Genomic DNA, 20,697 nt, shown 5'->3' with positions numbered 1-20,697 from the left:
TAGGGTTGCATTGATGATTTTCCTCTAAATAGTTTTACTTTACTAAGTGTACCTCATAATTATGAAAAACGCTATAGTAAAAAATAGCCATTTCTAAATTTTTAACTTCATTTTCAATACTGCGCCTCCTATAGGCATTTCCTAAATTATTTTGGATCATTGCCCAATTTTCAGGGTAAATTTGACGGGTATTTACTTGCAAAGCCATTTGATAGTAATTAATGGCTATTTCTAAATTATTATCCTCATCTCCTAGCAGACGTTCGCTATAAGCACTACCAATATTATTTTGAAGCATTGCCCACTGTTCAGGGAAATCTGAACGATTATATATTAGTAAAGCATTTTCATAACATTTGATAGCACTTTCTAAACTTTGTAAGGAATCGCCATAAATTCGTTCACTATGAGCAATTCCTAAATTCTGTTGTGTTTCCGCCCACTGTTCGGGATAATTTTCATAATTACGAACTTGCAAGGCATTCTTAAAAGCTTCGATTGCTAATTCTATATTTTCGAGACGGCTACCATATTTGCGATTGAGATAAGCAATCCCTACATTATTTTGAATCATCGACCATTGTTTACGATTAAATGCTTTTTGATAAGATTCAACACAGGTCAGATAAAGAACAATAGCTTCTTCTACATTTTCAGCTTGATTCCCTTGAGCATTTCTTAAATAAAAAGTTCCTAAGTTATGTTTGAGCAAACCCCAAATTTCAGGGAATTGAGTAGAACAGCAAGCATCTAAAGCAATTTTATAATAGCTGAGAGCTTTCTCAAGGTTATCAAGTTGCTCTCCTTTAACTCTATTTTGATAGCCATACCCTAAATTATTCTGGATTTTTAACCAATTTTCTAAATAAGTGTCTGGATCATAAATAGTTAAGGCATTTTGAGAAGCAGCAATTGATGCTTCAATATTTTCGGAAAGGTCTCCTTTTAGTCTTTCTAAATAAGCAACTCCTAAGTTAAGTTGTATCAGTCCCCACACTTCTGTAAAAGTTTCAGAATTATACACTTGTAATCCTAATTCATAATATGCAATTGCCCGTTCCAAGTTATCCGAATATTTTCCCGTTGTAGAAAGATAATAGGAAAATCCTAAATTATTTTGAGTGTTCGCCCAATTGTCGGGATAGTCCTCACGATTATAAACTTGTAAAGTAGCCTCTATCAAACTCCTACCTAATTCTATATTCTGTTCTTGACTTCCCTTGAATCTGCTGAGATATGTCGCCCCTAAATCATTATGAATAAAAGCCCATAATTCAGGAAATTCTTCTTGATTACAAATTTGTAGAGCAGTTTGATAACACTCAATCGCTTTCTCAATATTGTCAGCACGATTTTCTATTTTTTGACGGTAAGAATCTCCCATACAAAATTGGATCGTACTCGATTGTTCGGGGAAATCTTCAGGAATATAAACAGTTAAAGCTGCTTGATAACACTCAATTGCTTTTTGGAGATTGTCGTCTCGATTCTCTTCAATTGTAATATAAACATTACCTAAGCTCTCTTGAGTTTCTGCCCACTGTATGGGAAAATCCGTATAAGTACGAACTTCTAAGGCATTGTGAAAAGCGGCGATAGCCCTTTCAATGTTATCTAATTTTTCCCCTTGAATACGATTGTAATAAGCTAGACCCAAATTATTTTGAATTCTTGCCCAATCTGTAGGATTATCCTCTTTTGGATAAACAGCCAAAGCAGCTTGATAATATTTAATTCCTATTTCTATATTTTCCGATTCATCTCCCTTAACACGGTGGAGATAAGCCAAACCTAAATCATGCTGAATTTCCGCCCATTTTAAGGGAGACTCTTGACAATTCCACACTTTCAATGCTAATTCAAAAGCAGATATCGCCATCTCCAGATTTTCTTCTAAATCACCTTCAACTCTGTCAAAATAAACTAAACCTAAGCGATGTTGAATTAAACTCCATAATTCCGGTTCATCGGTATCATTACAACATTGTAAAGCTAATTCATAACACTCAATTGCCCTTTCTAAATTCCTGCTACGGTTCCCAGCAAGGCGAATTTGATAAGCAAACCCCAAATGGTTTTGAGTAATCAACAAATCCTCGTGGTAATCTTCCCGATCGATCGCAGTCGCTACTTGTTGATATCCCGCGATCGCAATTTCAATATTGTTTACACAATCGCCCAGAGTAAATTCTTGAATAAGGCTACTAAAAGTTCTAATTACAGTGGCTATATCGTAAGCTTCTTCAGACTCTAATTTAGCTAAAACGTCAGTTGCCCAACTTCGCAAAAACCAATCAAAATTATCATCTAATTTATCTAGATTTTTCTCTAAAATAGGATACACAACTTCGGCATCTCCTTCACTTGCTTCGATTGCTTCCAAAACATCTAGAAAAAAAATTAATAAGTCTTCAGAATCAGCTAATTCCGACCGAATTTTAATTAAGTCTTTTATCTTCGCGGTAGCACTCCGCAGCCAGTCAGATCCCTCTTCATTTTTATCAATTAATAACTCGTCTGCTACCTCCTCCATCACCTCTAATAAACCTTCATCAAGGAGGTATGAATAGTCATTCAAAACATCTCGTTCTTCCCCATCTGGACAGGTACGTAGTATTTCAATTAGGTGACGATAAGCAGAGTTTAGCTGTTCTTTCATGTTACATTTTTTGGGTTAATATCAGTTTTGTTTTACATCAATTTCGGTTGCACCAGCGACATGATATAGAGGAGACAGCAATCCCGTTTCCCTACCCGGATTAATTTTCGGGAGACGGGGTACTGCGCCGTGTCGAAAGCTGTGGGTAATATTAATTCCGAGGGTAGGGGATTTGAGATCACAGGATTGCAAGTATGTGTATCGTTACAAATATATAGGCAAGCGAGCATGATACTCGCATTCCTAAAAATGCTTTTTACAACATGGGGATGTTCTCAGTTTTTTGAAAAAATATTTAAGCTCTTGTTTCAATATCCCAAATTCCTGCTAGTTTCTTTAGCAGTTTTTGGGCTAATTGTTGGCGGTGTAAATCTGCGGAGATAACTTTTTCTTCTCGACCAATTTCTCCACTCAAAGCCTGTTGTTCAGGAGAATACTCAAGTATTTGATGATGAGGATTAATAGGAATACTAGCGACTAATACATCTGCTCCTGCATACCGCCATTTAATGGGCTTAGTATTTCGGTAAATGCGCTCTAGTTGAGCGATAATTTGTGAAAAATTTTGTGTTTCTAAGAGTTGTCGCACTTCTACGGCTACTGGATCGTCACTTCTCAAAAACTGATTTCCTAATTCCAGACGATAGAGATGATCGATCAGATCATCTAAGTTTTGGAGTTCGGCAATCTGGATCTGGCTGGGAAACGGAGAATTATCCAGTGATGGGGTAAATCCTAGCAGTTTTCCTGAGTCTAATTTTTCCCCAAATTCAACTATTACATAGCCGATTCTGTCTTCTATGGCTGCTGGTGGAACTACGATCGCACTTTCTCCAAACCAAACCGGGCGGCATTCTAATTTACCCATCCCTGGTAACACTAAATCAGCAATATCCCACTGGGCACGGACGACTGGATGCCAACTATCGCCTTGAATTAAATCGGGTTCGTAAGCTTGCCATTTGAGGTAACTATAGACAACATAAACTGCTAAAGTATTCACATAAACTCGTTTGGCAGCCTCATGCTTTGTCAATTCAGGAGCGAGTTGCAGAGTTTCGGCAGCAAATTTTCGAGCGGTGCGGTGAGCATCAGTACCTAGTGGAACTGTCAATAGCGTTGGGTTTGTGCTTTGCATAATTTAATCCTCTCTTGTGTATCCTAGCTCTAATGCGATCGCTTGGAGCAAGGGACGACAGTTCCTTTCCCAGTGTGATTTTAGAGTTTGGTAGTTGATGTTAAATTCTTTGGCGATCGCAGTAAACTTGTCAGGGGTGGTTTTAAACACCACCTTTAATGTGAGAACTTGACAGTTACACTCTGGATGATTTTTAGGATGACAGGAGCGCAATTTCCCATCGGGGTCTTCTTGGACGTATTGTTCTAGCTGTTGAATAATATTATGATAATTTTCTTGCTCTAAAAGTGCGATATAGCCATCCAAACCACTGCGGGTAGGAGTAGAAAAACTTGTTTCTGAAAGCAAATCCAGCAACGCGGTTTCAGTATCTGAGCTTCCTATGGGGGCATCTAAACTGTAGGTGGGCGGTTCAGAAGGTAACTTCAAATCCTTAATTCGCCACTTTAGGTAACTATTTATCCATTGTCGTAGTCGTGTTGAAACATTCGGATCGCTAAGCTTGAAGTTCGAGCAAATGCTTTTGTTCACCCATTGCCAGGTTTTATTTAAGGCTTCTAAATAATCGGGATGTGCAGATCGCAGTAGTCCGGGAAGTTCCTGTAGTTCGGCGAGCAATCGATTCATCGCTTTGCGCCTTTGGGAGCTGTTTAGGGGATACTCGCATACCTCCTCAATTAGTTGGCGCAGCATTTGATCCATAGGTGTTAAATTAATTATTTGAGTTCTAAAATCATTGTTGCACCGCTTGGAGATTCTCTGCTAACCAGAGGATGCTCTGTGTTCTGCGTAGGCCCAAAAGTTAGATTTATATCGTGTCCGGTTGCACTCCTCATGACTGTTAACTGTTAACTGTTGACTGTTGACTGTTGACTGTTGACGGGCGGGTCGAAAAACTGAATGATGGTTGAGTATTGAATATTGACTCGATTGTACGCCCGACGATGAAGCGCGAATATCACAGATTTCAGATTAATTCAAGTGTCGATCGATCGTCACAATCGAAACCGGCCGCAGCGCATCAAAACGAGTTGAATTCCCCCCAGCCACAGAACGCGATAACTGCACTTGCATGATTCGGTAACTCCAGTGCGGTTCCCGGCGCACCCGATCGCCCATCCAGCTCAAAACAGTAGCAATATCCTCAAAAGCATCCACAGCCAACACGATCGAGCCTCCAGGAAGCAGCCGCAGCGCGCAAACGCCCAAAATTTTAGTCAACCCTCCCCCACTACCGCCAATAAAAATCCGGTGCGGAGGACGCAAGCGGTGCAAGATTTCCGGGGCGGTTCCGTTAATCGAAAACACATTTTGCAACCCAAAACGGCCGTAGTTAAACTCGATCGCAGAAGTACCAGAAACCGTTTTTTCGATCGCGTAAACCTCAGATTGCGGGAATAAACGAGCAACTTCGATCGACACAGAACCATTACCAGCACCCACATCCCAGACAACTTGTCCCGATTGCAAAGCCAATTGTGCCAAAACCAAAACCCGCACTTCCCGTTCAACCGTCAAACCAGGCTTGTCGCCACAACCGATAAAAGCTGCATCCGGTATTCCCAACAAAGGCAACTTTTCCAAATCCAAAGGTTCTGCCCTCGGCGGAGGTTCCCGCAGCATCACAACCACGCTCAGCGGTGCAAAAGACTCTCTCAGCAAAGCTTCCAGAGACTTGGGGCTTACCCGTTCCTCGGCCGCCCCCAAATTTTCGCAAACCCAAAACTTATAGCGTGTCGGCAAATCTAGAGCTTTCACCAAACTTGCCAGTACAGCCGGAGTGTGAGCTTCGTCCGCCAGCACCGCAATCTTCTCCACACCGAGCTTCAGCTTCGCCGTCAGCTCCTCAAAATAGCGTCCTTGAGACCCTACACAATGAGCATCTTGCCAAGGGATTCTCAAGCGATTAAAAGCCAACTGCACAGAACTGACATGGGGGTGAAAAGTTAATTTTTCTGGCGGCAATTGGGCAATTAACAACTTTCCCCAGCCGTAGAACAGCGGGTCGCCGGCCACTAAAATTACAATGAGTTGAGAGGAGGGGGTAGAGGGGGGCGAAAAATTCTCTGTATCTGGCTCTAAATTCGCATCAGTCGCCAACCAGCGCTTAATTTCTAGAATTGCCGCCGTCAAATCTGCCAGCACCCAGCGCTCGCAGGAGAGCTGTGGAAAATAGCTCAAATGTCGATCGCTCCCTATTAGCAGAGCGGCCATTTCTACAACCTGCCGCGCCGATTCGCTCAGCCCTGCAGCTCCATCTAAACCTATACCAACAACGTGTACTGCCACTTTTTCAGCAAAGCTGTTTTTTTCTGATTTTTCATAAGTTTTTTGCTTGACTTTGTTGCCAAGCCCAAATAATTAAAGCATTTAATAGGCAATATTCTGAGTGTTGTCACAGGGGAGAGGGGGAGAGGGGGCGAGAGAGTTGGAGAGTGGGAGATGGGGAGAGTCAGATAGGGGAAAAAATCTTCCTTCTTCCCTCTTTTTACCCTGAGCGAAGCCGAAGGGCTTTCTTCCTTCTTCCCTCTTCCTTCTTCCCTCTTCCTTCTTCCCTCTTCGTTCGTTAAAACTCAAAAACAGGCCAGTCCGGTTGCCGGAGGTAGGTGGCCATGTCCTCAAACTTCCGCAGTTCCACTCGGTGTACGGACTGTTCTTGCGGCGTGTCCAGCCATTGCTCGTTTAACTCAGACAGCAAAGTGCACAAGCGATCGCGGTCTAAGTTCGGCCCGGTGTCCCCAAAATAAGCCAGAGTAATGTGTGCCGTAAAATGATATTGCTGTTCGATTCCCAAAGCAATTAAATCGGGATTTTGATAGATCGATCGGCGAAACTCAAGAATTTGCTTGTAAGAGTTTTCGTCCGTCGGTGCCAAACAAACACCCACAGCTCTAGTCATCACCATCAACCCCAGCACTATCCAGCGAATGGGACCGCCGCCCGCCAAGGGTTTGCAGGCGGCAAAACGATCGGCCATGCGCGAGCGCAGTTGCTCCTCAAATTCTGGATTTTTATCAGAGGCATCTCGAAAAGCGCTGCTCCAAATCAAATCGGCTACGGTTAAATGGAAACTATCAGGAGGCAGTGCCACGAGCGCACCCTCCGCTATTTCCTGCAATAGCCGTTGTTGGATCGAGTGCAAATTACTATAAAGTGCAGCATTTTCTGCATCTTCCCCCGCAGGCGGCGTAATCACCGAATAACCCGGAAAAGGTACAGGATATCTGTGACCGGCTTCGTCGGGCTTAAATTTTGGAGATTCCTGAATGTGTTCCACCTGGGACTTGTAGGAGTCCAGCAGCGTCATTCGCGCCACCCGATTTACGTAAGCTTGATAAGTATCATCCAATCTTGATTTCCTCGCGGTGACAAACTCCCACACCAAATTTTATATTATGCTGCGGGCATCCAACAGTCCAATTCAGGATATGTTGGACTTGCGGAACGCGCAACTCTGATTTTTTTGGCTACTGAGCGTTTTTGATGCCAATTTACCTGTTTTGGGGGGAAGACGACTTTGCGATGGCGCAGGCTGTGACAAGTTTGCGCCAAACTGTCCTCGACCCCAACTGGGCTAGTTTTAACTATGACAAGGTTATTGCCGATTCCGCCTTCGCTGTGGTCGAAGGGCTCGATCGAGCCTTAACGCCCCCCTTCGGTACCGGCAGCCGTTTGGTCTGGCTGGCAAATACGACTGTAACGCAGCAGTGTTCTCCAGAACTGTTAGCGCAATTTGAACGGACGCTGCCGGTGATTCCCCCTACCACCGTGTTGCTGCTGACATCGGTCAAAAAACCCGACAGCCGGCTCAAGTCTACCAAGTTAATTTCCCAGTCCGCCGCCGAAGTCCGCGAATTTTCGCCGATTCCGCCTTGGAATGACAAAGAATTAGTCCAGCGGGTGCGCCAAGTCGCGGGCGAAATGAACGTAAAATTGACCGCCACAGCGATCGAACTTTTGGCCGAATCCATTGGCAGCGATACCCGCGGGCTATACAGCGAACTCGAAAAATTGCTGCTGTTTGCGGGCAACCGCAGCCAACCTCTGAACCCGGAGGAAGTTGCCGCACTGGTGCACTGTCACGCCCAGAATACCTTCCAGCTAGCCGATGCGATTCGGGAGGGCAATACCTCCGCCGCTTTGGATTTATTGGCAGGCTTAACTGGCCGCAGCGAGCCTGGTTTGAGGATTGTGGCTGGCTTGACTGGTAAGTTTCGGACTTGGCTTTGGGTAAAGGCGATGATCCAAGCGGGCGATCGCGATGATAAAATAGCTCAAGCTCTAGACCTCGGCAATCCCAAACGAGTATACTACTTTCGCCAAGAAGTCAAGAACGCCAGCTTAGAAAAACTGCAAAAAAGTTTGCCTTTGCTGCTAGACTTAGAAGCTTCTTTAAAGCGGGGCAGGGAAGAAATCTCAACCCTGCAAACCAAAGTTATAGAACTTTCTAGCTTGTTTCGCTGATGTCCGACAGCGCAGCGGGATGGGGTCGTCACTGTAAATTTTTACAACAAATTTCGAGCGCTGGTATGTGCTTGATGCCCGATCGGCGGCCAAAAGGTCTTGAATAGATAGTGACATCCTCCCTCGCCAAATTCGTCACGGCCCTAGCTTTCATCCACGCGCGGAATCGAAGATTATGGTGTGGGGTCTCCCTCCGAGTTAGCTAGAAATACTCTCAGAATGCGACAGTAGAAGTTAATGTGGTAAATACATATTGTCCGCCGCCGAACGCCGATCGGTTAATATTATTTGCCGGCTCTCCACCCCCCCCCAAAAGAGCGCTACCCATGACACAACAGAACCTGCGGGAACTTCTCAAGCAGGGCGATCCAAAAGCGATCGCATCTAGCATCAACCGTACACTCAAACCCAAAGGCATCAACGCCGATGTGACGCGGGACAACGGCTGCCTCCACATAATTCTGGAGTCAGACAAAGTACCGAGTCAAATGGCATTGGTCGATTTCATCCGCAGCGGGATGACGAATTTGGGAGTCGAATCAATTCACACTGTAAAGGTTTACGGGCGTCGAACAGGTGACGGCTCGCCTGCGTGGGAAGATGAAATCGATCTGATGCCCGCAGAGCAAAGGCTTTACGCCTCCGAGAGTGGAATGCCTGACGACTCTGTAGGTTTAGATGATGTCGAGCCCGAAGGCGAAGACTATTATCAAGAAGGAGAATTCGATCGAGATGAGGAAGAGGAAGAGGAAGAGGAAGAGGAAACCCCGCCTCCGAAAAAACAATTCCCCAAATGGGTAATACCTGTGGGTATCTTAGTGCCTCTGGCGGCGATCGCAGGGCTTTTCTTTACTGGCAATTTCCCCTTCGGCTCGAACCCAGAACCGACGGCCCCCGAAGCTGCTTCCCCCTCCCCGAAAGCCCCATCTCCCGCGTCTAAAGCGACCCCATCCTCTCCGGGCGCATCTCCCGCTACCCCACAGGCCGCCTCTGGGGTTCCCGCAGCTACTCCCAATGCTGCAGTACCCGCAAGCCCAGCTCCGGGGACATCTCCAGCACCCAAAGCTGCACCGGCATCTGGGCCGCCCAAGCCAGCCTCTCCTGCACCAAAAGCGGCCGCGCCTAAGCCTGACTCTTGGAGGGAAGCCGTGAACAAAGCTCAGAATGCAGCAATTTTAGCCCAGACGGCTCAGTCTCAAAATGAGTGGATTGCAGTAGCAAGCGAGTGGCAGAAAGCGGTTGGGCTCATGAGAGCAGTGCCGTCAACTAGCCCGAACTATCAAAAGGCTCAGCAAAAAGCGGCAGAGTATCAGGCTAATCTGATTGTTGCCAACCGCAGGGCGGCGGCAGCGCCTTAAGAGTCGGACTTAAGTGCCAAATAGTTTGTTAAACTTATCCACAGTTAGTTACCGAGAGGAGGTTTTATTGTGTTTGCCGTCAAGCGAGCGCTCAAATTGAATAATAGAGAAGCGACCTTGATGGCAAAACACGCAGGATTTCGGCGTGTAGTATTTAACATGGGTTTGAGCTTGCGAGTCCAAATGTACGGTGCAGGTGAGTTTTCCGACTCAAAAGTCATCAACTCCGTCAAGAAAGTTCTTACCAATCACGTCAAGAAACAGCCTGAATGCGCTTGGATGAACCAGTTGTCCAGTCGAGTTTACCAAAACGCTTTGATTGACTTGAAAGAAGCGTTCAGTCGGTATCGCTTGGGGAAAGCAGGCCATCCAAAATTTGCCAGCCGCCGAGACGGGCAATCATTCACGGTTGATTCTTCTAATGGGAAAGTTCTACTAAAAGCTGGCAATACTATCAAGATTCCCACTCTGGGAAATTTTCGGCTTTGCGAACCACTCCCGCACGGGTTTGCATCTCAAACTTTTACCATTTCCAAAGAAGGAAATCGTTGGTTCGTCTCTTTCTGCGTTGATGCCCAACGTTTACCGATTCAACAACCTGAAAGTTCTGTAGGAATTGACGTAGGTATTAAGTCTTTTGTCACCCTATCAAACCGTCAAGTGTTTGATGCGCCGCATCCCTTAAAGCAAGCGAAAACCAAGCTGGCACGGTTGCAGCGCCAGGCGTCAAGGCAAATAAAAGGCTCAAACAATCAGCGCAAAACTTACAACAAGATCGGCAGGCTTCACGCACGGATAGCCTGCATTCGTAAAGACTTCCTTCACAAGTTAACGACTTATTTAGCGAAAACTTTCAATCTAATTAAGATTGAAGACTTGAATGTTAAAGGATTGCTGGCAAATCACAAGTTGGCAGGGGCAATATCGGACTTAGGGTTTTACGAATTCAGGCGACATCTAGAGTATAAGTGCAAAATGTATGGAGCGAGCTTAGTGCTGGTAGATCGATGGTTCCCCAGTTCTAAGATTTGTGCCAATTGCGAGCATAAAAAAGATATGCCTTTGCAAGTGAGGATTTATGATTGTCCTGCTTGCGGCGTGTCAATAGATCGAGATCTCAATGCCAGTTTAAATATTTTGAATTGGGAACCCAAGGCTATTGGGGGATAGCCTGCTTATCTTGGGATGGCCGACCACCCAACAGCGCAGGAAGTGAGTTCTGAATTAGAGCTAAAGATGACTTTAGTTAAGTTTGGGTAAGTTTTACGAAGCAGTTTTGAGTTGAATACTCGATATGTAAAAAGTCAAAAGTAAAAAGTAAAAAATCTTGTTTTTACTGACACCTTTCTTACTTTTGACTTTTTACAAAATTACTAAAAATTTCAAATAATTTAGCGGGTGTCCCGTAGCATCGTTCTTATATGAATAACATTGATTGAAAATCCGTGGCTGACATTCCTGGGAGTGAAAATATCCCCGGTGTCCACTTTACTCCTGCAGGACAGCTCGTAACTACTCCATATGCACAAATATGGGAATAAGTCAAGCGCTTGTGGGAGACGGCAAATTAGTATTGGGTATAGAAAAATCCACAGGAAGCAGCGGAGTGACTGTCCCGTTCGGCTTGCCAGAAGCAGGGTCGGGCTGGTAAAGTTGGATACGATCGCGCCCGAGTCGTTTAGCTTGATACAGCGCTTGGTCGGCTGCGGCAATCAGAATTTCGGGCCCAGATTCAGATGCAGGAACAATACTCGCTACGCCGAAACTTACAGTGACGTAGGGGCTCACCTGACAACCAGCGTGAGGAAGCTGCAAAGCAGCGATTTTGAGCTGTATGTGTTCGGCTACCAGCACCGCCCCTTGAATTGGGGTATTTGGCAAAATAACGGCAAATTCTTCGCCTCCGTAGCGAGCTACTAAATCGGCGGGGCGATCGACTGCATTGCCGATCGCCCCGGCGACTTGCCGCAAACATTCGTCTCCCCCTGGGTGCCCGTAGGTATCGTTGTAACTTTTAAAAGAATCAATATCGCACAGAATCAGGGACAGAGGCGTTTGTTCCCCCGCCTGTCTGCGCCACTCCATTTCTAAATACTGATCGAACCGACGGCGGTTTGCTAGCTGCGTGAGTTCGTCTAAAGTGGCTAAGCGCTCTAACTTGAGGTTGGCCGCTTGCAACTGCTGGTAGAGTTCTGCTTGCTTGATCGCGATCGCCAACTGTGTGGCCAAAGAAGACAGCAACTCTACTTCCAACTGCATCCACTGGCGGGGACTGCACTGGTGGGCCATCAGCAGCCCCCACAACTCGTCTCCTTGCACTAGCGGTACCACCAAATAAGCTTTCACCTCAAATTGTGCGAGCAAGTCAATTTGATTTTGTGGCAAATCGGCGGCGCATACATCGGCGATGGGTCGGATCGCCCGATGTTGGTACGCTTCGAGATAGAACTCGTCAAAACAGAAATTTTCCAGGGTTTCTCCCAGCATCGGCCGGCAGTTGGGAGCTACAGATTCCACCGTCACCGCCCCCGTCGCGGGTGCAGCGCACAGACACCCCGTATAGAAGTTGAATCGGACGATCATCACTCGATCGGCCTGAAGGAACTGGCGCACTTCTGTCACAGTCGTGTTGAGCACTTCGCCCAAATCCAGAGACTCGCGGATGTGCTGAGTTATCGTCGCCATCAGCAGTTCTCGTTCGTTTTGCTGCCGCAGCGCATCCTCTGCCCACTTGTACTCGGTAATATCTTGAGCGGTGCCAAAAATTTGTTTGGGCCGGCCGTCGGCTGTGCGGGCGAACACTTGATCGCGACAGCGAAACCAGCGCCATTCGCTCGAGCGATGTTTCAGTCGGTACTCCAACTCCAAAATATGCCCGTCTTGGGCCGAGGGAAATTTTTGCAGGTGCGCTTCCACCCTCTCCAAATCTTCTGGGTACACCAAACTGGAAAACAAAGCCATTTCCATCTGTAAAATTTCTTGAGGAGTGTAGCCGAGCAATTTAGAAGCTTGACCGTTGACGTAGACGTTGCGCCGTTGGGTCAAATCGTATATGTAGAGCAAGTAAGGGGCCGCGTCAGCAATCTGCTGGATGAAAAGCTGGCTCGACCGCAATTTTTCCTCTACCTGCTGACGCACTTTCACTTCCTCTAAAGCCTGATCCCGCAGAGTCCGGTAAGCTTGGATGCGGTGCGTGAGGTCGGTAACGTCCTGAATCACCAGCAGCGCGTAGAACGATGGGGAATTGACCCCCGGCCATATTGATGACGAAACTGAGGGTCGATATTCCCCAGACAAAAAAGCACTTGTTGGTTCTCCGACTCCGAAAGTACCGTCTGGTTCTAACTCAAGAGTCTGGAGAAGCCAGTCTCTAATCTCCTGTTCTGCAACGCCAGCCTCCAGGGCCGGCACAGCAGTCACAGTAGTTTGCTGAATTCGCTGCTGCCCGTCTTGGCAAGTTGCCGGAATCAGGTGTTTGTGAATTTGAGAAGAAAAAATTGTTGGCGGGCCTCCTGCAAAGATTTGCTTGAAGCGAGTTGCGTACTTTAGCTGACTCAGGTGAGGAAAATGGGTTGTAATCTTTGTTCCCAATATTTTCCTGCGAGGAATTTTTGTCCACTCTTCCAGACAAGTATTCCAAAACAGCACCACAAAATCATCTCGCAGTAAGCAGGCACCGACTGGTACGCTGTCGAGAACCCCAAACTTTTCCTTGATAGTTTTGCTCTCCTCGATCATAGACCCCCGGCAAGTTGATTGATAGCCGTCAACAAGGTGTCAAAGGAATTGACATTGAAAATGAGGATGATATCTCCTTCAATGTGAAGCCTTTCAATAATGAAACGGGTTTGGGCTAATAAAACAACTGTATCAGTAGCTAAACCGCCAGATGTCAGCAAAGTAGCGATCGTCCCTTCCATGTAATTAGGAATTGAGTAGTTCAGGCGTTGCTGAAGTACGTTGCTAATTGCACCCATGACCCCATTGATCACAATATTTCCCACTTCACTTAGCGTACCAATTTTGACTGAATCCAGGTCGTGAGTTCCAACCTCTTCCCCTGTCAGCATGGTAACGAGCATGGCCGCGCTGTTGGTAGGAAAGACTAGCTGAGCAATGCCTCCAAAGGAGCCTGTGAATTTGAGCTGGACGGCGGCGATTTGCTCGCCGTTGAGGTGAATCTCTAACTCTTGTTGCACGTCGGTGGGAGACAGGACTTGGAGCAAGGGGATTTGCAAGCGAATGGGAGACTCGATCATGTCGTTCAAAATCCCTGCTGCTTGACCGATCCCGATGTTGACGAGTTCCTGCAAAGCATCGAGCTGTCGAGCGCTTAATTTCATGGGGTGCTCTCCTCGCTGGCACTGATAGCTTTTTCGATCCACCCGATCAGTTCCTCTGAGTTGGGCATTTTGTGAATGACTGCGACGGCTCCGAGTTCGATGCACTCGGAGCGGGTGGTTGCTTGAATGTCTGCGGTAATTACGATGACTGGAATTTTAGATCCTCGATCGCGCATGGCTTGCAGGACTTCCCGACCTTCCATTTCCGGCATCAGCAAATCTAAGAGCATACAGTTTGGGGTTTTAGTGCCTAGCAGTTCTAGAGCTTCCGGGCCGCTCGATGCTTCCCAAGTCTCGTATCCTTCTGCTCGCAGGATTTTGCAGATTACCCTGCGAGTCAACCACGAATCTTCGACAACGAGAATTGATGTCACTACGTTCTCCTCCTTCAATTGTTTAGGACCGATCGCCGTTGCAGGTACTGCTTTTATTTTGACAGCAGTTTAAACTGCTGGGACGGTCTGCGATCGAGCTTGACTCGGAATTCCTGTTCTTCAAAACTAACGCATTAACGTGTTGGATAGTTTAGTATCTTTGACTATGGGAAGAAAAAACCCGGTTTCGGAATGAAACCAGGTTTGGGGGTATCTGTATTGCTCCTAATACCGATGCTCAATTATAGATTACCAAACGCTTCCGGAGGGACTCTATTCGCTGTTTGGCAGTGGCATTCTCAGGATCGCAGGCGAGAGCTTGTTCGTACATTTCCAAGGCTTGAGCTGTTAATTTCTTGCGCTCGTAAGCGTGACCTAGATTATTGAGAGATGTAACGTATTCGGGCTGCAACTTTAGGGCTTCTTTGTACTGGCGGATCGCAATGTCGTACTGTTCTTGACCGAAGTGTGCAAAACCGAGGGCATTGTAAATAGCTGCTTGATTTTCTTCGCCTTCTAAATCTTTGGCTTTCAGGGCTTTTTGAAACAGTACGATCGCCTGGGAGTAAAGCTTTTTATCTGCATAGATACTTCCTAATTCGTAGTATTCCTGTGCTGTTCCTTTTTCTGCAGTCAGCTTATTTTCTAAGCGTTCCAGAGACATTTCCAGCTTCCTAGTTTTGAGAATCTGGCGCACAATAAACCAGGAAGTGCTGCCGAGTATAGCGAGCAGGACTGACAAGTAAACAATCAGCAAATTACTATCCATGTTTTTTTTTAAATTAGGTAGGTCTGTGGAAGGCTTTATTTATTTTAATCCGCTAGCAATCTTTGATATTTGCCTTTGCAACTGTATAAAAAACACGAAAAGCGCGAGCTACCAGCCCGATCGCCATTTCTGAATCAGCAACAATTCAGAAGTAAGAACAAAGAAGGAAAGTTTGTCTGAATTTCATAGATTTATCAGGAGTTTTCCTTCTCTGGCAGACAGTTAAATCTTTCTTACTTCTGCTTTCTGCCTTCTAAAAATCAAGCGAACTTTCAGGCTCCGGCTCGATTAGCCATTTCCACGACTTTACCGAATGTTGCGGGGTCAATAATCGCCATCTGTGCCAGCATTTTGCGGTTGATTTCGATGTTGGCTTTCTTCATGTTACCGATCAGTCTGCTGTAGCTCGTGCCGTGCTGGCGCGATGCGGCATTGATCCTAGCAATCCACAGGCGGCGGAAATCGCGTTTGCGTTTTTTGCGATCGCGATAACCGTTACGCAGGGCCTGCATCACCCGTTGGTTAGCTGTGCGGAACTGTTTCGACTGTGCGCCTCGGAAACCCTTGGCTAATTTGAGAATTTTTTTGCGGCGCGCTCTGGCGACATTACCGCGTTTTACCCGTGTCATCTTTAATTTCCGTTAAACTTTACAAGTATGGAAGCATTAACCGCACGTTAGCATCGTTGGTCTCGTCAATGACGACCAGCTTAGAGAGACGGCTTTTGCGAGCTGAACTTTTGTGCTGTAGCAAGTGGCTTTTGTAAGCTTTGCGGCGCACAATTTTACCGCTGCCGGTCGCTCTAAAGCGCTTTGCGGCTGCTTTGCGAGTTTTGAGTTTTGGCATGGACTGGTGTTATTTGGACACAAGCTTCAACCGTACCACGTTTTTGGTACTTTCTGCAAGGGAGATTTGCCGGTGGCGGGCGGCATTGCATTTGCTCCGATACACAGGATGCGCGTGAGGCTCATCTTGCGGTTCTTTGCAGCAGTTGACGCCGACACAGAATCTTAGACCGCCGTTGCGGTATAATTAATAGTTATACCCGAGGTAATCGGCAGGGTTTAATATTTAAAAGCTGCTGGTGAGGCACGATAATTAAATTGAAGATGCAACATTAATTATTGGTTATGGCGCTGAGAGAGTCCCTTGAAAAAATCATATTTGAATATCCATTGGTCAGTAGCGACAACTTCAAGGAACATTCGTTTGCTAGTTATGTCAGAAATCTAGTGCCGACATCAATAAGTGCTTCCTTAGAATTACCAGAAATCTATACCGTAAAAGCTTCAGCAGGTAATGGTTCTTGGGCTAAAGTTCCTTGGATAGCAATATTTAACAAGCTTGTAACTAGAGTGTCCAGTCGGGGTTTTACTGTGTTTATTTATTTCGCGCCGACTTCTCTGGCGTTTATCTTTCTCTCAATCAAGGAATAGCAGATAAAAGAAAGAAGTTCGGACTTGGGAAGTCGAGGGACATGGTAAGGGATCAAGCACAACTATTTAAAGATAAGCTTGGTTCTGACAAGCTCAGAGAATTTTCAGAACCTCTCGATCTTCAGCTTGATTCGATCCCCAAGGAAACTACTTCTAGAAGGCTGGGAATTGCGTATGAAGCCGGAAACATAGCCTCGAAGTTTTATTCAAGGGGATCGCTTCCTGACGACAAGGAGCTGGTAGGCGATGTTAGGAAAATGCTTGAAATTTACTTCTCCCTGTTTGAGGATGTTTCTTTGAATGAGGAGGCTGATTCTGATTTGTTCAAGGAGGTTTCTTTGAAGAAGGAGGCTAAGAACAATGAAGCAGAAAGAGAATGGTTTGAAGATGCGACAAAGTATAGACTTCATCGAGTAACAGAACGAAATCAGACGCTATCTAGAAAAGTTAAGCAATTGCAAGGATGTATCTGTAAAGCTTGCGATTTTAATTTTGAGTCTCGATACGGAGAAATAGGCAGAGGATACATAGAAGCTCATCATAATGTTCCAATTTCCAACTTAATTGGGGCAAAGATTAAACTAGATCCGCTTAATGATTTTACTGTCCTATGCTCAAATTGCCATATAGCAATCCTCGCATCATTTGCATAATTATTGTAGGGGCAATCCCACGCCCGGTTGCCCGATAGATAGGGGGTAGGCAAAGAAAGGCACTACCCCTACAAATTTATCTAAATCATTTAGGATTGCTATAGTATGATTCATCGCATTAAACCAACGCCAACCCTAGAGGAGTTTAGGCAAAAATTGAAGATGTAGCATGAGTAAAGGCGTTTATATCAAAAAAAAAAAAAATAGGCTAGCCATATTTCACAGCGCCTATCTCAATCAATATTATGATGGTTCCCCGCAACGCCGTCTTACCTCAGCTTTTGACCTGGTATTTTACCAGGTGGGTACCGTTGGCTCGGACTTAAAGTTTCTGGGTACAAGCCCAGTTTACTGCTGTCCAAACATCTTGATTCCCGAGAGTTAAGAGTTATAGATCAAAAAAACATTATTGGCAGTCACCAACGTCGCAGTAGAACCTTTATTTAATATATACCAACTAACCAGATTTTGGCAAGCTTCGAGCAATTTAACTTGCATACCAGATAGATTCAACGGTTTGAGCGATCGCCAGTGCTTGCGATCGCCCCTGAGCCACCGATTCCCCGTCGAGCACTACAGTAACGTGACCGAGTTTGCGGCCCGGACGCGATACTTTCTTACCATACCAATGTACAAAACCACCGCTAATTTGTGCCAGTTGTTTTCTTTTTGTTAAATAATCGGACTCAGCAGACTCGTAGCCGAGCAAATTTACCATGACAGCACCTGCACATTTCAAATCGGAATTGCCTAAAGGCAGTTGACAAACTGCCCGCAAATGCTGTTCAAATTGTGAAGTTTCGCAAGCATCGATGGTAAAATGTCCCGAGTTGTGGGTGCGGGGTGCAATTTCATTGACTAACAGCTTATTGTCAGCGGTTAAAAATAATTCAATGCCGAATACGCCGACAGCTTCTAAGCTGTTGAGGAGAGTGCGGGCGATCGCACAAGCTTCAGTTTTCACATCTAAACTAATATCAGCGGGCGCAATCACCATATGACAAACCTGATTTTGCTGCTGAGTTTCGACGATCGGATAAATCGCCATTTCGCCAGTTGCCGATCGAGCCGCAATTACTGCCAACTCGCGATCGAACGGCACAAACTCTTCCACTAGCAAAGACTGACCCTTGAGCTTAGCACGAATTGACTCAAAACTTCCCCGATCCTTAACAATAAAAGTACCTTGGCCGTCATAACCGTGGCGGCGAACTTTGACGACAAACGGAAAGTCGATCGATTCAGCATCCGAGTCTCCTGCAATCTGCACGCTGTCAGAAACAGAAATTGCCGGAAAGTCGATCGCCACCGCCTTAAACAATTCGAGGGGCAAATCCGCGCTGCAATCCCATTCCCAAAACCTCGGAGTTGGCAAACCCAAACCTTGTAAATAACAGCGCTGGACGTACTTATCCAACAAAGGAGAAAGCGACGGCAAACTCGGCTGAAATAACACACCTTGCTGTTCTAGCGGCCGCAAACCATCCAAATCCACAAACTCATTTTCAAAAGTAATAACATCGCAGTCATCAGCCAATTGAGCCGTAGCCAAAACATCATCAACAGCAGCCAAAATAGCACCAGCAGCAACAGAAACTGCTGGATCGGTAGCATTAGGAGTTTGCACTACCAATTCAATACCCAGCGCGCTAGCCGCATCCCCCATCATCCAAGCTAGCTGGCCGCCGCCGACAACGCCCACCCGCTTAAATTTGGCAGACGAACTCGCAGCGGTTTGATTTGATTTCATGTGAGTAAAATTCCTGGTGTCAACCTGCCTATTTTATCGCTATTTGTCCCCGGATGAATTACAGTAATTGAACAATTAAAAGCTAGAAAATAGTTTTAATTGCATCGTTAAATCGAGGCAGAACCCAGAAAAATTGGGCGGCGAAAGTCTTTAATTATTGCACGATCCCAGCCGTTGAGAAACAGCGGTAGAGCCCGACCCCTCCAGAAAAGTGCCACATCTAGCAATTCCCTAGCGCCAAGCATGGCATAATTGACAGCACTGCAAAAAGCAGATAGACAGGTACAAACACTGAAAATCAGACATTCAGGGAACAAAATTTATAGGTGAGGATACTGTGAAAGTTTTGGTTGTGGGGAACGGAGGTCGCGAACACGCGATCGCAAAAAAACTGCTAGAATCTACGCGGATTAAACAAGTATTCTGCGTACCGGGCAACGGCGGCACAGCTACCACCAAAGGCTGTCAAAATCTGTCGCTCAACATCGACGACTTCCAAGGCATCGAACGCTTTGTGATGGTCAACAACATCGGATTAGTTATCGTCGGCCCCGAATTGCCCCTATCGCTAGGCATCGCCGACTATTTCCAACAGAAAAAAGTCATGATTTTCGGGCCCACCAAAGCCGGCGCCCAAATTGAATCCAGCAAATCCTGGGCCAAAGAATTGATGCTCGAAGCAGGCATCCCAACACCCAAAGCTGCCGTATTTACAGACGCAGAAGCAGCCAAAGCATACGTTCTGGAACAAGGAACCCCCATAGTCATCAAAGCAGACGGACTCGCATCAGGCAAAGGAGTCACCGTTGCCACCACAGTCAAAATGGCTCACAGCGCCATCAACACCATTTTCCGAGGCGAATTCGGCACCGACAACATCCGAGTCGTCGTCGAAGAATTCTTAACAGGTCAAGAAGTCTCGATTCTCGCCCTCACCGACGGCATCACAGTGGAACCGTTGCTGCCTGCCCAAGACCACAAAGCTATCGGCGAAGGCGACAAGGGAGCCAACACCGGCGGTATGGGGGCCTACGCCCCAGCGCCCATTGTCACCCCGGAACTCATGGAAAGGATTCAAGCAGAAATTCTCGAACCCACCCTCGCAGCACTGCAAAAACGCAACATCGACTACCGGGGTGTACTCTACGCAGGTTTAATGATTACGCCCGAAGGAGAACCCACAGTCTTAGAATTCAACTGCCGTTTCGGAGACCCCGAAACTCAAGCCGTTTTGTCGCTGCTGGAAACTCCTTTGGAAGATTTGGTGCTCGCCTGCTGTCAGCAGCGTCTCGGTGAGTATTCCAACATTCGCTGGAAGTCGGGGGCCTCTGTTTGCGTAGTTTTGGCTTCTGGGGGCTATCCTGGAAGTTATCAAAAAGGCAAAGTTATTACAGGTATTGAGGAGGCTGAAGCCAAAGGAGCAGAAGTGTTTCACGCCGGCACCCAGTTGAAGCAGCAGCAGTTGGTGAGCGAAGGCGGCCGCGTTTTGGGCGTGACAGCAGCGGGCGAAACTTTGGAACAAGCTATTTCCAAAGCTTATGCAGCAGTTGATTGCATCGAATTTGAAGGGGTTTACTGTCGTCGGGACATCGGTCGCCGAGCTTTGGGGGATCGAAATTAGGAGTTGCGACATCGGCCGCCGTCCGAAAGCCAAGCAATCTCAATGTAGAAATGTAACAATGAAGTTTGGTATCTCTGCGGTGGCGGTAGCTGACAAGTCGCAGCAGAAAAGTCGATCGGGAGCCAACGGAAT

Annotated in this window: 16 protein-coding genes, 1 other RNA gene and 1 pseudogene; 5 read left to right on the top strand and 13 right to left on the bottom strand. The window is 46.3% G+C overall.

Annotated features, from left to right (window positions below; all coding sequences use genetic code 11):
- Nucleotides 1-34: 34 nt before the first annotated feature.
- The 5 genes from QUA99_RS19310 to QUA99_RS19290 all read right to left on the bottom strand — a co-directional run bounded on the left by QUA99_RS19310 (nucleotide 35) and on the right by QUA99_RS19290 (nucleotide 7,104).
- Nucleotides 35-2,659, bottom strand: a complete 2,625-nt coding sequence (locus QUA99_RS19310) for a hypothetical protein (RefSeq protein WP_333239759.1) — start codon at nucleotides 2,657-2,659, stop codon at nucleotides 35-37.
- 295 nt (nucleotides 2,660-2,954) lie between these two features.
- On the bottom strand, nucleotides 2,955-3,797 hold the full coding sequence (locus tag QUA99_RS19305; RefSeq protein ID WP_333239761.1) for a DUF1822 family protein: 843 nt from the start codon (nucleotides 3,795-3,797) through the stop codon (nucleotides 2,955-2,957).
- Between the two features lie 3 nt (nucleotides 3,798-3,800).
- Entirely contained in the window at nucleotides 3,801-4,424 is a 624-nt protein-coding gene (locus QUA99_RS19300; protein WP_333411456.1) for a hypothetical protein, read from the bottom strand.
- Nucleotides 4,425-4,769: 345 nt separating this feature from the next.
- Nucleotides 4,770-6,086, bottom strand: coding sequence for a precorrin-6y C5,15-methyltransferase (decarboxylating) subunit CbiE (gene cbiE / locus QUA99_RS19295; protein WP_333239765.1), 1,317 nt, complete (start codon nucleotides 6,084-6,086; stop codon nucleotides 4,770-4,772).
- 277 nt (nucleotides 6,087-6,363) lie between these two features.
- Nucleotides 6,364-7,104 (bottom strand): DUF1868 domain-containing protein, encoded by a 741-nt coding sequence (locus QUA99_RS19290; RefSeq protein WP_333239836.1) that lies wholly within the window; start codon nucleotides 7,102-7,104, stop codon nucleotides 6,364-6,366.
- A 176-nt stretch (nucleotides 7,105-7,280) separates the two neighbouring features.
- On the opposite strand from QUA99_RS19290, the gene holA reads away from it, so the two are divergent.
- The 3 genes from holA (at nucleotide 7,281) to QUA99_RS19275 (ending at nucleotide 10,789) form a co-directional block, all read left to right on the top strand.
- The gene (holA, locus tag QUA99_RS19285; RefSeq protein ID WP_333239766.1) at nucleotides 7,281-8,261 is read left to right on the top strand and encodes a DNA polymerase III subunit delta; all 981 of its coding nucleotides are present in this window, start codon (nucleotides 7,281-7,283) and stop codon (nucleotides 8,259-8,261) included.
- A gap of 326 nt (nucleotides 8,262-8,587) precedes the next feature.
- Nucleotides 8,588-9,619: a hypothetical protein gene (locus QUA99_RS19280; protein ID WP_333239768.1), complete on the top strand. Its 1,032-nt coding sequence runs from the start codon at nucleotides 8,588-8,590 to the stop codon at nucleotides 9,617-9,619.
- Nucleotides 9,620-9,688: 69 nt separating this feature from the next.
- Nucleotides 9,689-10,789, top strand: a complete 1,101-nt coding sequence (locus tag QUA99_RS19275; RefSeq protein WP_333239770.1) for an RNA-guided endonuclease TnpB family protein — start codon at nucleotides 9,689-9,691, stop codon at nucleotides 10,787-10,789.
- 372 nt (nucleotides 10,790-11,161) lie between these two features.
- Here QUA99_RS19275 and QUA99_RS19270 read toward each other — a convergent pair whose 3' ends face one another.
- From QUA99_RS19270 to rpmI, 6 genes are all read right to left on the bottom strand, one after another.
- Entirely contained in the window at nucleotides 11,162-13,357 is a 2,196-nt protein-coding gene (locus tag QUA99_RS19270) for a diguanylate cyclase domain-containing protein (protein WP_333239772.1), read from the bottom strand.
- Nucleotides 13,354-13,962 carry a chemotaxis protein CheC gene (locus QUA99_RS19265; RefSeq protein WP_333239774.1) on the bottom strand — a complete coding sequence of 203 codons (609 nt, stop codon included), beginning with the start codon at nucleotides 13,960-13,962 and terminating at the stop codon, nucleotides 13,354-13,356. The genes QUA99_RS19270 and QUA99_RS19265 overlap by 4 nt, the downstream gene beginning before the upstream one ends.
- Nucleotides 13,959-14,336 (bottom strand): response regulator, encoded by a 378-nt coding sequence (locus tag QUA99_RS19260; RefSeq protein ID WP_333239776.1) that lies wholly within the window; start codon nucleotides 14,334-14,336, stop codon nucleotides 13,959-13,961. Before QUA99_RS19260 ends, QUA99_RS19265 begins: the two co-directional genes overlap by 4 nt.
- Before the next feature lie 238 nt (nucleotides 14,337-14,574).
- Nucleotides 14,575-15,105, bottom strand: a complete 531-nt coding sequence (locus tag QUA99_RS19255; RefSeq protein WP_333239778.1) for a tetratricopeptide repeat protein — start codon at nucleotides 15,103-15,105, stop codon at nucleotides 14,575-14,577.
- Between the two features lie 272 nt (nucleotides 15,106-15,377).
- A complete protein-coding gene (gene rplT, locus QUA99_RS19250) occupies nucleotides 15,378-15,734 on the bottom strand; it encodes a 50S ribosomal protein L20 (RefSeq protein WP_006634165.1) in 357 nt (118 codons plus the stop codon).
- A 19-nt stretch (nucleotides 15,735-15,753) separates the two neighbouring features.
- Entirely contained in the window at nucleotides 15,754-15,951 is a 198-nt protein-coding gene (gene rpmI / locus QUA99_RS19245; protein ID WP_006634164.1) for a 50S ribosomal protein L35, read from the bottom strand.
- A 284-nt stretch (nucleotides 15,952-16,235) separates the two neighbouring features.
- Here rpmI and QUA99_RS19235 point away from each other — a divergent pair.
- A pseudogene (locus QUA99_RS19235) lies at nucleotides 16,236-17,194 on the top strand (MrcB family domain-containing protein).
- 249 nt (nucleotides 17,195-17,443) lie between these two features.
- On the opposite strand, the gene ssrS reads toward QUA99_RS19235, so the two are convergent.
- Together ssrS and QUA99_RS19225 are read right to left on the bottom strand one after the other, a co-directional pair.
- Nucleotides 17,444-17,631: non-coding RNA, 6S RNA (gene ssrS / locus QUA99_RS19230), on the bottom strand.
- Between the two features lie 50 nt (nucleotides 17,632-17,681).
- Nucleotides 17,682-18,944: a 5-(carboxyamino)imidazole ribonucleotide synthase gene (locus QUA99_RS19225; protein WP_333239780.1), complete on the bottom strand. Its 1,263-nt coding sequence runs from the start codon at nucleotides 18,942-18,944 to the stop codon at nucleotides 17,682-17,684.
- A 337-nt stretch (nucleotides 18,945-19,281) separates the two neighbouring features.
- Here QUA99_RS19225 and purD point away from each other — a divergent pair, with 337 nt between their 5' ends.
- Nucleotides 19,282-20,565 carry a phosphoribosylamine--glycine ligase gene (gene purD / locus QUA99_RS19220; RefSeq protein WP_333239782.1) on the top strand — a complete coding sequence of 428 codons (1,284 nt, stop codon included), beginning with the start codon at nucleotides 19,282-19,284 and terminating at the stop codon, nucleotides 20,563-20,565.
- Nucleotides 20,566-20,697: the final 132 nt, after the last annotated feature.

Origin of the sequence: Microcoleus sp. F10-B2, assembly GCF_036704965.1 — a bacterium.
Classification (GTDB): Bacteria; Cyanobacteriota; Cyanobacteriia; order Cyanobacteriales; family Microcoleaceae; genus Microcoleus.
Note: the sequence above shows the minus strand (reverse complement) of the source record. Positions and strands in the feature narration are given on the sequence as shown.